11 protein-coding genes and 1 tRNA gene are annotated in these 12,814 nt (G+C 50.7%); 10 read left to right on the top strand and 2 right to left on the bottom strand.

Annotated features, from left to right (window positions below):
- Nucleotides 1-91: 91 nt before the first annotated feature.
- Together C7M51_RS07745 and C7M51_RS07740 are read right to left on the bottom strand one after the other, a co-directional pair.
- Complete coding sequence (locus C7M51_RS07745; protein WP_160621261.1) at nucleotides 92-850, bottom strand: glycosyltransferase family 25 protein; 759 nt, start codon at nucleotides 848-850, stop codon at nucleotides 92-94.
- A 284-nt stretch (nucleotides 851-1,134) separates the two neighbouring features.
- Nucleotides 1,135-1,830: a B3/B4 domain-containing protein gene (locus tag C7M51_RS07740; protein WP_160621260.1), complete on the bottom strand. Its 696-nt coding sequence runs from the start codon at nucleotides 1,828-1,830 to the stop codon at nucleotides 1,135-1,137.
- Nucleotides 1,831-1,873: 43 nt separating this feature from the next.
- Here C7M51_RS07740 and C7M51_RS07735 point away from each other — a divergent pair, with 43 nt between their 5' ends.
- The 10 genes from C7M51_RS07735 (at nucleotide 1,874) to C7M51_RS07690 (ending at nucleotide 12,403) form a co-directional block, all read left to right on the top strand.
- Nucleotides 1,874-2,476, top strand: a complete 603-nt coding sequence (locus C7M51_RS07735) for a helix-turn-helix domain-containing protein (protein WP_160621259.1) — start codon at nucleotides 1,874-1,876, stop codon at nucleotides 2,474-2,476.
- Between the two features lie 166 nt (nucleotides 2,477-2,642).
- Nucleotides 2,643-2,716, top strand: a tRNA-Gly gene (locus tag C7M51_RS07730).
- A gap of 586 nt (nucleotides 2,717-3,302) precedes the next feature.
- Nucleotides 3,303-5,489, top strand: a complete 2,187-nt coding sequence (locus C7M51_RS07725) for a type VI secretion system Vgr family protein (protein WP_160621258.1) — start codon at nucleotides 3,303-3,305, stop codon at nucleotides 5,487-5,489.
- 8 nt (nucleotides 5,490-5,497) lie between these two features.
- Nucleotides 5,498-6,781, top strand: coding sequence for a hypothetical protein (locus C7M51_RS07720; protein WP_160621257.1), 1,284 nt, complete (start codon nucleotides 5,498-5,500; stop codon nucleotides 6,779-6,781).
- On the top strand, nucleotides 6,778-7,881 hold the full coding sequence (locus C7M51_RS07715; protein WP_160621256.1) for a DUF4150 domain-containing protein: 1,104 nt from the start codon (nucleotides 6,778-6,780) through the stop codon (nucleotides 7,879-7,881). Before C7M51_RS07720 ends, C7M51_RS07715 begins: the two co-directional genes overlap by 4 nt.
- 44 nt (nucleotides 7,882-7,925) lie before the next feature.
- Nucleotides 7,926-8,930, top strand: a complete 1,005-nt coding sequence (locus C7M51_RS07710; protein ID WP_208852123.1) for a type VI immunity family protein — start codon at nucleotides 7,926-7,928, stop codon at nucleotides 8,928-8,930.
- Nucleotides 8,931-8,953: 23 nt separating this feature from the next.
- Nucleotides 8,954-10,093, top strand: a complete 1,140-nt coding sequence (locus C7M51_RS22295; protein ID WP_208852122.1) for a type VI immunity family protein — start codon at nucleotides 8,954-8,956, stop codon at nucleotides 10,091-10,093.
- A gap of 33 nt (nucleotides 10,094-10,126) precedes the next feature.
- Nucleotides 10,127-10,360 carry a hypothetical protein gene (locus tag C7M51_RS07700; RefSeq protein WP_160621255.1) on the top strand — a complete coding sequence of 78 codons (234 nt, stop codon included), beginning with the start codon at nucleotides 10,127-10,129 and terminating at the stop codon, nucleotides 10,358-10,360.
- A 16-nt stretch (nucleotides 10,361-10,376) separates the two neighbouring features.
- Nucleotides 10,377-11,357 (top strand): DUF2169 domain-containing protein, encoded by a 981-nt coding sequence (locus C7M51_RS07695; protein ID WP_160621254.1) that lies wholly within the window; start codon nucleotides 10,377-10,379, stop codon nucleotides 11,355-11,357.
- Nucleotides 11,354-12,403 carry a hypothetical protein gene (locus C7M51_RS07690; RefSeq protein WP_160621253.1) on the top strand — a complete coding sequence of 350 codons (1,050 nt, stop codon included), beginning with the start codon at nucleotides 11,354-11,356 and terminating at the stop codon, nucleotides 12,401-12,403. Before C7M51_RS07695 ends, C7M51_RS07690 begins: the two co-directional genes overlap by 4 nt.
- Nucleotides 12,404-12,814 lie beyond the last annotated feature (411 nt).

The following is a 12,814-nucleotide window of genomic DNA, read 5'->3' as shown; positions in this document are numbered from 1 at the left end:
ATGTAATTAAGATAAATCTGCAAGATCGGCCTTCTCAACGTACTTTAAAAGTAAATACCAGAAACCTATAATAGTCGACTTTATTTAACCGCTATCCTGCTCGGTGCACTATTTTTTTGCCACTAATTTTATTAATTAATACGTTTTTAATTCTTTTCAGCTGATACCATTTCGTTTCTCTTTTTAATTTATTTATTACTTTTCTGCGTAGTAACGATCTTTCAGTTCTCTCTTTCTCCAGCGCAGAGTTATTCTTATCTGGATCTGTTGTGCTAATGATTTCTTTATCAAGACACCAGATATGAATACCACCAAGATCGCGAAAAATAGTCCATCTGTCGGCTTCGAATCGGACAGGTAGATTATATTTACGCAGCGCCAGGGCGGCAGTTTTATTTATAACATAGCCGTGTGCACAACTACCATAAACCAGACGATAAAAGGTTAGTTGTTTGCTGAAACGACGGGTAATGGATTTATTATACGTGTCAGCGGCAGTTAAAATATAAATTTCCGGTTTACTGTTACTGATAGAAGCTTCAATTTTACTGAGATACGCATGTAAGTCTGTCTTAAAGGTTGCGTCATCCTCAAGAATCAGGGCACAGTTAAGGTTTTCGTTAATTATTTTAGCATAGATGGTTAAATGGCTTAGCGCACATCCTATTTCACCCAGCGTTAAGCCGCAGGCAGGATAGTCCGCTGTCACCGCAGAAATGACCTCTTGCGGTAGCTTCTTGCCGTTAACAGCTTTAATAAGATGATAATCAATGTCGTGTTGTTTACATTGATTTGTTATTTTTTCTTTACGCTCTACTTCTTCTTCTAAATTGATAATAAAAGTTTTCATTTTAAATAATTACAGGTGAGCCGTTGTTTTTTTATTCATTGTTTAGAAAAACAACACTCTGGCATGGACAGGTTTTAAGCCACTATATCAAAGCGTATAAAAAGTGTAATTAAAGCTAAGCCGGGAATAGTCTACAGAGTTGCTCTCTTTTGTGGTATTCACGACTAAAGCCTTATTTATTTACAATAAAAACCAGGCGTATTTTTACAGGTGGGAGCAAATACAGGAAAAGGAAAACCCGCCAATGAATATTTTTTAGCGGGCTGATATTTAAAGTCTACAAGTCAGGATAAATCAAAGCCAATAAGTTTTTGAGTTGCCTGTGCACCGGGCATCATCTGCTGAATACCACAAACTAACTCGTCGCCTGCCTGTTGTAACGCCTCCAGCGGCATTGCGGGCAGACTTTCCAGAATAAACCACATCTGGCTGGCTTCAGCACTAAGTCGGGTTCGTATTCCCTGACGCCAGTTCCAGCGGCGACAGGTTACGCCCCGATCGTCACGCCAGATAACTTCTCCCGGTTCCGGCGATTCATCTGTCGGCTGGCCTTCCTTTGTCGTATCGAATAGTTCGGTACCATCCGCTATGGTAAGTCGCGGTTCGCCTGCATAGGCTGCGAAATTTTCCCCGCCTACCGGAATGGCGTAACGAATGCTGATAGCGTTATACAGATCGACAACCGGATCGATGGCGGGCATGGTGCCATCGCGCAGCACTCGCTTACGCAGGGCATCAGCCGAGCAGGGCGTACGCTTTGGCTTAGCGCCGAACGCGCGAAAAACCTCATTCCATGCGTTAAGGTGAGCTTCTGCCCACGGCGCTTCGTTTGCCATAACAGATTCACAGGCCAGCCTTAATGCCTCTCCGGCAATCTCAGGATGCGCTATTGGTGCAGCCTGAACGACGATGCTTAGCGCCCGGAAGCCTGGCGCAAGACGTGCAATAGCCGGGTCAATTGACGGCGAAACAGAAAACATAACATAATCCCTGATTGACTAATTTATCCTATAGTAGTGACCGATGACTAAAAAAGTCAATAAAATGACTAGTGCCGGGGCGGATATTGATAGCGTCAGCGCCGCCGTCTCTTCCAGTATCAAAGCCTGGCGTAAACAGCAGAAACTGTCGCTGGATGCGTTATCCCGCCGGGCCGGGGTCAGTAAAGGTATGCTGGTTGAAATCGAAAAGGGCAGCGCGAATCCCAGCATTGCCATCCTGTGTAAAATTGCCGCCGCGCTCGGTTTATCCGTGGCAGATATCGTTAACGTTACCCGTGCGCCTGATGCATGGTTAATTACAGGCGATGAGATCCCTGTGCTGTGGCAGGGTGAAAAGGGCGGTTCTGCGCGTTTACTGGCCGGGAGTAGCGGCCCGGATATGGTGGAGCTGTGGCGTTGGGAGATGTTTCCTGGGGAAGTTTTCTCTTCATCGGGGCATCCAGCCGGTACCGTTGAGCTGCTGCACGTTGAAAAGGGCATTTTGGCACTCAAAACCGCCGTCTGCGAGTTAATGGTGGCTCAGGGATGTTCGGCGGTCGCCAGAACAGATAACGCCCATCAGTATGCTAACTGCGGCGACACGCCGCTGGTATTTACTATGACGGTGTCCGAGCCGCACCGTTAGTAACAAGGCTCCGGCAGTCTCTGTCTGGCCGCATTTTTTGATCCTGGCTAAGGCCAGTCCGATTTTTTTAAGCGACAACAGAGAAGAACTTGCATAGCCGCTAACCGTTTGTGTAATAATAGTTTCCACGCGCTGTTGAGCATCCTCTGTTCGGCAGCCGCCTAAAGCGGGTATCGTATAATGGTATTACCCCAGCTTCCCAAGCTGGTGACACGGGTTCGATTCCCGTTACCCGCTCCACTTTTACTTTTATGTTTCCGCTAACCTTTGCCATTTCCTCTGCCGCAGACCTGTGCTTTAGATGCCAGATAACCGTATTAAAGTGCCTCAACCATCTACAAAGCGGTCTGGATGATCTGCTCCGCAGCCTTAACGACGATGCCGACAAGAGCCGCTTATTAAATCCTGATGATATTATTTTACTGGAACTAATAAGCATCGTTCCTGATAGTTTCATTTAATGTTATCAATACTATTATTCACTTTATGCTTGCCGCTTTCGCACCTAAATTCACAAAGAATGAATTTATGATCCCGCCTTCGCGGGCATAACGTTAACTGCGCCGTACTGCTCAAAAAAAGAAAGCACATTATTTTTCCAGTCATCAAACTCCTCCTTTTGGGTACAGCGGAACAGTAGCTTTGTAGCATTTTTACACGCCGTGGCAGGTTGCCGCTGCGTCAGAAATCTCCATCTGATTACGCTGTCTGATAATCATAAAAAGCTGTCGGCCTGAATAATAATCGCGTCATCAAGCTTAAGGGCTGACTTATTTCATTGCGAACTGAGGCATAGCCTGACGCCTCTGAGCAAAAGGATATTGTCATGTTTAATCGCATTGTGGCGACAGCACCATTGCCTGAAGCATTATTATTTTGGTCACTTACCGGGCGTGAAGCACTGTCAGAACCTTACGTCTTTGACGTTGAGTTGTTAAGCACGCAGCCTCGCATCGACAAGGCGGCGCTGCTGGGCAAGCCGCTGACGGTTTCCATCCCTTTATCGCAGAGTCCGGAACCGCGTTATCTTAACGGGAAGATCACCTCGGTTGATATTTATAGTCAGGAGCTGAGCGGCACACGTTACACCGTTTACCGTTTGCGGATGGAATCCGATCTCTGGCCGCTACAGCATGACCATAACCAGCGCATTTTTCAGGATAAAACCGTACCGGAAATCGTCAAATCGCTGCTAACAGAGAATCAGGTTGTATTCGAAGATCGGCTGACCGGCAGCTATCGGCTATGGGAATATTGTGTACAGTATCAGGAGAGTACCTTCAATTTCATCAGCCGGTTAATGGAGCTGGAAGGGATCTATTACTACTTTGAACATGATGCGCAGCAGCATAAGCTGATACTGGCGGATGATGCCGATTGCCATACTGCGGTATCCGGTTATGAGTTTATTCGCTATCAAAGTACCCCTGACGGTGCCGTGCCTGATGAAGAGGGGATCAGTCAGTGGCATATTCGCCACGATGCCACGCCGGGTCTTTATACGCTCAATGATTATGATTTTCGTAAGCCTTACGCCTGGTTAATGCAGGCCCGGCAGAACCCGGTAGCCCCGAAACCGGGTAGCGTCGATTTCTACGACTGGCCGGGGCGCTATGTTGATTCAGCCCAGGGCGAGCGCTACGCGCGTATTCGTCAGCAGGTATGGCAGGCAACGCATCAAACTTTGAGCGGCACGTCTACCGCATTGGGGATCGCCTCCGGACGTACTTTTACGCTCTTTCAGGCACCGCATGCTGGTGATAACAACGACTATCTTGTTACTTCTGTTGACTATAATCTGCGGGAAAACCGCTATGCCAGCGGAGATAACCAGCTTGCTCAGTATCGGCTTGATTTTACGGTGCTCCCGCGTGAAGTGCCGTTCAGAGCGCCGCTTTCTGCCCGCTGGCCACGTACTTACGGCCCACAAACGGCGCGGGTTGTCTGCCCTAAAGGGCAAACTATCTGGACGGATAAATATGGGCGGGTAAAAGTCTGTTTTCACTGGGATCGCGAAGCGCAGGGCGATGATACCAGCTCCTGCTGGGTGCGGGTTTCCAGCGCATGGGCCGGACAGGGTTTCGGTGGCATACAGATCCCACGTCTCAATGATGAAGTTGTGGTGGACTTCATTAATGGCGATCCGGATCGCCCAATTATTATTGGCAGAGTCTACAACGAAGCGAATATGCCGCCGTGGGAATTACCGGCTAACGCCACCCAAATGGGTTTTTACAGCCGCACCAAGGAAGGCACGCCGGATCAGGCTAACGCCTTACGCCTTGAGGACAAAGCAGGTCAGGAAGAGGTCTTTATCCGGGCGCAGAAGGATATGAACACGCTGGTGCTAAACGATCGCTCGACCCATGTCGGCAACGATCACCGGGAAACTATCGCCGGTCACCAGAACATTGAGATCCAGAAAAATCAAACTCAGGCCATTCATGGTCATCAGAACGAAACGGTGGATGGCGATCGGCAGCAAAGCGTGCACGGTAGCCAGACAGAAACCATTGACGGCAACCGTCAGCAAACCACCCACGGCGAACAGACTGATACCGTTGACGGAAACCAGACGCGGTTAGTGAAACAAAATCTGGCGGAAACCGTGCTGATTGCCAAAGCCGAAACCATTGGCGCGGCGAAAGCCTTATCTGTTGGCGGGGCATATCAGACAACCGTTGGCGGCGGTATGAATACGACCGTCGGTCTCCATCAGGCTGAAGAGATCGGGCTGAATAAAACGCTGTTGGTAGGACAAAGCTACGGACAGAAAATCGGTGATAATTTAACGCAAACGATAGGTGGCAATTACAACCAAAAGGTTGATGGCAACAGCAACCAGTCCGTTGGTAAAAAACAGCTTATTGAAGTGGCCGATGAATTACAGATCGCGGTGGGCGCTGCCATGCTGGTTATGAAAAAGGATGGCACCATTATTATCAAAGGCACCCATATTACTATCGATGGCGATCATATCAGGCATACCGCGCAGGATATCAATCATAATTAGGAGGCGGTATGTTAAAGCAGAGCGTAACGCCATATCTGGTTGTGCAATATTTTGATTTATTGTCGTCAGGCTATCGCCAGAGGAATAAATTGTTTTCCTCTTGTCAGCATGATTATAACCAGTTAATCCGTTGGGATAGCCTTCTTACCGGCTACTTACAAGGGTTAACGTTGCTGCCGGAGGCTGCCGAAGAACATATCCAGGATGTTATTTCAGAGTCCCTGCTCAATAAAGGCAATCTTTTTACTATTGCGCTGTATGCGCTGGCCATCAACAGCGGCAGTTATCTGCATGCCATTCTGACGCTTGCACAGACGTCGGTAGAATTTGATGAGGCGGTAAGAGACGCAATTCTTTGGGCACCCCAGCACTCAGTGCTGTGGGATCTGCTGCCCGATTATCCGCTTTATCACGCCTGGGCGCTCACGGCCAGACCAGATATAAAAATCAACCCGGCAATTAATTTGCGTCACTTCTCTACCACCGGCGCATCGGTGTTAACGGCTGGCGCGCTGATGGCTATTTATCAACGCAACAGTACCCTTTATTTCCGCCTGATTGAGCAGCTGCTATCGGAGAAAGAGAATGCAAAAATTACTGCCATTGCCAGCCTGTTAACAACGCAGGCCTATTATGCGTATAAGACGGTAATAAAAGAGGCGCTATATCAGCTAACACAGTCATCCCAGCCTGCGATCGCAGAATATGCGGCAAAGTTGCTGATCGTTAAATCCTTTCTGTCTGCTAAGGATTACCTGGATTTTCTGGCAAACGATGTCAGAAACCACCGTCTTTATATTAACGCACTGGGATTGTATGGCGATGCTGCGGTAATTCCGGAATTAGCCCGGCTTCTGGAAGAGAAGGAGTTTGCCCGCCTGTGTGCCATGACCATTTATACCATTACCGGATCGTTACCGGAAAAGGATGGATGGGCCGGAGAGGCTCCTGATACAGAAAACGCATCGCTATCGTTAGACGTGAATGGCTTTCCTGTTGAGGATCCTGATGTGGGATTAACGTGGCCCGATAAGCATTGTTTTGATCGGTGGTGGGCACAGAACCGTTCCCGTTTTGCCGCTGGTCATCGCTATCTGGCAGGCAAAGATGTGCGGGACAGCTCAGGTATCGCCTCGCTGGTACAAACGGAAAGCCTGTATATCGCCGGGCTGGCGGCAAGCCGCCTGTCGGACAAGGCTCCAGCGCTTTCTGAATGGCTGCGTTTGCCAGCCTGTAAAGGGATGCCGCAACTGTTGCGCCAGCATATTACCGCTCCGGGAGGAAAAGCATGACGCTAACGGTAAATATTAACGGATTAACGCTTTGTCATAAGGGAAGCCGGGGTATCAGCCGCTGTACGCTGCCGGATGTCTGCAAAACGCCGCCAAACGGTATGCCGGTGCCTTACGGTAATACCGCGTTTTCAAAGGATTTAACGCAGGGCACCCACTCGGTCTTTGCTGACGGCGGCAATATGATTGCCCATAACGCTTCCTGCTTCGCCAGCAGCATTCTGGATGAGGCTGGTTCTATGGGCGGGGTGGTGTCTGGCGTGAATCGCGCGCGGGCGGAGTGGATCAGCCACTCGTTCGACGTCTTTTTTGAGCGCAAGCCTGCCTGTCGTCTGACAGATAAGATGTTTATGAACAGCCGGAATACCGTCAACCTGGCGGGGCTGTTGCAGGAAGCGCTGAATAAAAGTATTAAAGATTTTGAAGAATTAATCTGTAAATGGGCGAAAGAATGCTACCTGGAACACTGTAATCGGCTGGGTTCTAAAGGGAGCGGCGCGAAATATGCGCATTTTCAGGACTGTCTGAACGACAAAATACGAGAGGACACTTACCGGGGAGGACGACCTGAAGGGCGTGTGGCGAATGAAGTTTCTTTTGAAAAGATAGACGGAAAGTGGTGCCCGGTCATGTCAAAAAAATCGCCGGAAAATTTCTCAACGAACCCTTATACCCCTTCCGGCGGGCGGCGGCTGGATATTGTCTTGTCAGATGGCGACAAGATTACGCGTATTTACGATGTTAAGTTTCCTGGCGATGACTTTGCACCAGGACAGCTTGAAGCTTATGAAGATATAGCGGCAGATGCAGAAGGAGATTTTAGCGACTATTTTTTTGAGGAAGAATGCAGTGACTGGCCGCCGGAGTGCCCTAATGAAAAAAGGGCTGCTGAAGAGCGTGCTACTGCTCGTCAGCCAGAAGAAGAGACAGAGAAATCGGTAGAGCCTGAAGAAACGGACTGGCTGCTGGTTGCACAGGTTGTTCTGGCGGTAGCGGCCACCGTGTGCCCTTTGGATGGTCCGGCGGGTGATGCTGTTGCCTGGGCGTCGGTGGCCACCAGATTAGCAAGAAGGGCCAGAACGGTAAAACCGGCCTTTTAACCGTTTTTTCTCAGGCTATGGCTTAATGGAATGTTTGAGGATGTATGAAAAAAGAGACGGAATCATTAGGGGAGTTGCTGCCTGACGAACATAATCTGGCGCAGCTGGACCAGATTGCTGTTAAAGGAAAAAATACGATTCGGGCCAGAATTGCGCTGGGCATGGAGCTGTTTATCCCGCCGCGCGATGTCCGTCAGCTTTATCCCGCGCTGAACCAGCTGGCGGAAGATTACTACCGGCGCTTTGCTCCCTGGTTAAACAGCTATTCGCTGTCAGGTGCGTCACGGATTTCGCTAATGAGAAAGGACTTTCTGAAAAAGCTGGCGAACAAAATGGCTAACCTGAACTATGAGGCCAACTTTGAAACACACCTTTTTTATGACGATACCGGGCAGGGAAAAATTTTCAACGCCAGCCCCTGGCAGGCACGATTTTACGGTAAGCCGCAGGAGAACAAAGGATTATCCAGCGTTACTGCTTCCATTCCGGTCTGCGATGAGCAGGGCAATCCCCGCTTTGACACTTTGCTGGAAATGGTTCTGCAATGGTGTGACGTGGTAAAGCCCGCGTTTGGCACCGCCGGGTTTTGTTTCTCTTACTCCGGTTACCCTGCAGCTAAATATACCTGGCCTTTGCTGCAACGCCATCCGGGACTGGAACATATGGATGATATCCGGTTTTTTGTGGAAACCCGTTACGTCGATGAAGATGGCGAGCATCGTATTATTAATCGAATCAAAGGTGTGAGCTGGCTGACGGTGCTGGGCGATGCGCTGGTCGAAGAGCTGGGCGGGCTGGAACGCTGCCGCGAGGCGCTGGAGCCGGAGTGTCATGTCCAGTCTTATGATGGCGGTATTGTCATTATGGCCGGGCCGGTGCCGCAGCTGGGTGATACTTATCAGGGAATTGTGCCGCAGCGCTACCGCAAGGTTGCCGCTTTCACGCGTCCGATCCGCTTTGAAAATTACAGGAATTATTTACTCAAGCTTGATGAACCCCTGGATCGGCGCGAGGCCACGCTGCAATGGATTCGCCGCTTTGATGATTAATCTTTTCGGTACAGGAAAATGGGTTGCCAGAAAGTGTTCGCTTATGTCGCGGCGAAAAAATTATTGCCTGGCTATCGGTGACCGCAAAATTAGCAAGAAGGCCCAACGGTCTTTCCGTTTCTCAGGTGATGTTTTGTGGAATTGTTGAAGGATTAATGAAAAAAGAGACGGAATCATTACGGGAGTTGCTGCCTGACGATCATAATCTGGCGCAGCTGGACCAAATTGCTGTTAAAGGAAAAAATACGATCCGGGCCAGAATTGCGCTGGGCGTGGAGCTGTTTATTCCTCCACGTGAACAACGGCAGCTTTATCCCGCGCTGAACCAGCTGGCAGAGGATTACTACCGACGCTTTGCGCCCTGGTTAAACAGCTATTCGCTGTCAGGCTCGTCGCGCGTCTCCCTGATGAGAAAGGACTTTCTGAAAAAGCTGGCGAACAAAATGGCTAACCTGAACTATGAGGCCAGCTATGATACGCACCTTTTTTATGACGATACCGGACAGGGAAAAATTTTCAACGCCAGCCCCTGGCAGGCGCGATTCTATGGCTGTGGCGTAAACAGAGAAGACAGCCTTTCCAGCGTGGTTGCCTCCATTCCGGTCTGTGATGAACAGGGCAACCCGTACTTTGACACCTTGCTGGAAATGGTTCTGCAATGGTGCAATGTAGTGAAGCCCGCGTTTGGCACCGCCGGATTTTGCTTCTCCTGCTCAGGGCCGCCTTCGGCCCGCTATACCTGGCCGCTGCTGCAACGTCATCCGGGGCTGGATCATATGGATGATATCAGTTTTCTTGTAGCGACAACTTACGTAGAGGATAAAAAGCGTAAATACATTACCAACCGTATCAAGGGCGTGAACTGGCTGACGGTGCTGGGGGATGCGCTGGTGGAGGAGCTGGGCGGGCTGGATCGCTGCCGCGAGGCGCTGGAGCCGGAGTGTCATGTCCAGCCTTATGATGGCGGCATTGTCATTATGGCAGGGCCGATGCCGCAGCTGGGTGATACATATCAGGGGATCGTTCCGCAGCGCTACCGCAAGGTTGCTGCTTTTACGCGCCCGATCCGGTTTGAGGATTATGACGGCGAGCTGATTGATGTTGATGAGCCGCTGGACAGCCGCGAGGCCACGCTGCAATGGATTCGCCGCTTTGATGATTAATCAAACCAGGCAAAGCATGACGGGAGAAAGGATATGCTGAGTAGCAGTAAGGAAAAAAAAGTATCGCGGCCTGTAGGAGAAACGGCGATGCAGAATACAACGCAGGATGAAATCTGCCTGGTCTCCGATAAAAAGATCACGCTGCGCTGCGGTAAATCGAGCATTACGCTCTACCCGGATGGCAAAGTGATGATTAAAGGCGACTATATTTTCACCGATGCTGAAGGGACCAACCGGATAGCGGGTGGACGGGTTGAGCTAAACTGAGGTTGGGGGCACAGGGATGTGGCGTCTGAAAAATGAAACGCGCTATGCCGCTGAGCGGGGCTGGATACGAGACAGCGCGGGCAAAGAAATCTGGATCGTGGCGATAAAATCCACCTATAACATTCTTCCGTCAGGTATGCTGGCGCTGTCGCCAGAGCAGCCGCCCGTCTGCTGCGGACCGGTTAAAGATTTTAAAACCGGCGAGCTGCTTTATGAAACGGACCTGGGACCAGAAAAACGTTACACCGATATTATCCTCAATGGTCATGTCTGGGTGCCGGAAACTACCCGTCATTCTCCGGTACTGGCGGGCTTTAAGGCGGGAACGCTACTACTACGCCTGGCGAAAATCTGGCCCCGGCGTCCTCTCGCTTATGCGGAAAATATTGACGGCTTTATTAAAATCCCGCTGATCTATCAAAATATGGCAACCGGCTCTGCCCATAAAGGCGAATTTTATAACCCGCAGGGCACAAAAAAACCGGCGATTGAATTTCATCACGACGATGACAGCGAGATTGGCTTTGGGCCGCTTCCGGCGCACTGGCGTGGGCGTGCTGCGCTGGCAGGAACCTATGATGCACACTGGCAGGCCACGCGTTATCCGCTGCCGCCGCAGGATTTTAATCCACTTTTTTGGCAGATCGCAGCCAAACCACAGCAGACGACGCTGAAAGGCGGCGAACGGATCGGTCTGGCGAACCTGCTCTCTCCTCACCAAAGCACGAATCCCGTAATGAGCTTTTCTCTGCCTCGTCAGGCGTTAATGTTAACCACCACTTTTTCCGACGGCACGACAACAGAGCAGCGCCCCAAACTCCATACGCTGATACTGGAGCCAGACTACCCGCGCGTCAGCCTCGTATGGCATAGTGCGTTACACTGTCACGATAGAGTCAATCAGCTCAAGTCCACCCGCATCTGGGAGAAAACACGGATTAACCAGCGCGATCGCCAACCGTCGGACGGCGCGTTCCCGGAACTGGAGCAGGCATGACTATTGAAATTGTCGCCGCAGAGTGTTTATTTCCTGCCGGGCCAACGATTGAGCTGGCCGATATTGCCATAAAAACCCAGCTGGCGCTGGTCAGAAAACATCCGCTATATGTCGATCGCTGTGGCGTACCCATTAAAGCGAGTTTTTTCCCGCAGCTTAAGGTTACGGGCGCGGCACGCTGGGAAACGTTGGCAAACGAATTACTGGCTAACCTGTGGAAGAAGCTGAGCGCGCTACCCGCCCCGGAACGCTACCGCCTCTGGCTGATCCTTCCCCCGGTCGATCGCATCGGCGTTCCGGCAGAACTGGAACAGGTCATGGTTCGGTGCGCCGAAGCGCATAGCGTGCGCTGGGACACGATTCGGTTGCTGAGAGGCGGCGCGGCGCAGGCGGGGCTTGCGCTCCGGGAGATCGTCAACAGGCAGAAGGAGAACCAGAAAAGAAACGAACGGGTTTTTGATATTGTTTTAGGCGTTGAATGCTGGCTGATGATGGAAACGCTGACAAAGCTGGATTCAGAGCGGTTGCTGCACGGGAGCTACCGATTCGATGCTGGCGAAATGGTGCCTGAGCCCTATGGTTTTGTGCCGGGCGAGGGGGCAGCGGCGATTGTGCTGGGGACGGGTAGCGGGCAGGGTTGCTGTCTGTCAGCAGCGGGTATCGGGCAAGAAACCGATCTGCATCAGGCTGATACCGCCTGTACCGGTATCGGGCTGGCAAGTGCGGCAATGCAGGCGTTGCAGCAGGTCAGGACGGAACAAATTACCCATATCGTTTCCGATCTCAACGGGGAAATCTGGCGTGCAGATGAGTATGGTTTTGCGCTGACCCGACTGCATGCTTTTCTTTGCAGGGATGATTACATAAGGGTTACGCCCGTTCTGTCGTCAGGCGATCTGGGCTGCGCCAGCCTGGTAAACCATATCGCTGTTATCGCCTGGCGCTATAAACAACGCACTATCGGCAAAGATGAGAGCACGCTGATTTTATCCAGCTCGCCGGATAGCCTGCGCTGCGCGGTGGTATTAACCGCCGGTAACCTCTGACAGGGCGATCGTGTATTGCTCGTGGCAGCTATTTTTAGAATATCACCCCATCTGGCTGTTACCGCAGACGCGCAACACTTCCCGGTGGCGAAGTTGTCTGCTAAAAATCGTTGAAGCCACGTTTTGTTGGTAAGCCTGTACCAATAGCGATATTCCTAATTATTATGGTCTTATGACGGAAGCACTGGTACTGGAAAGGGCATCTCCGTTGCGCCTGTCGTCAAATTTACCCTCGCCGCCAGCGCAATAAAAGCGCTGCCGTACCCGATAAAGTCTCTGCGCTGCATAGCGGTCCTCATTAATTTGTGTAATAAATGGCTGAGCGTTAAGCGTAGTAAAAATGTCATCTCCGGGTTTTCATCCGTCCGGTCAGTTAACTCACCATTCGGCAACGCGGTATCAGCGGGCCGT

Origin of the sequence: Mixta intestinalis, assembly GCF_009914055.1 — a bacterium.
In the GTDB taxonomy this organism is placed as follows: domain Bacteria; phylum Pseudomonadota; class Gammaproteobacteria; order Enterobacterales; family Enterobacteriaceae; genus Mixta; species Mixta intestinalis.
Note: the sequence above shows the minus strand (reverse complement) of the source record. Positions and strands in the feature narration are given on the sequence as shown.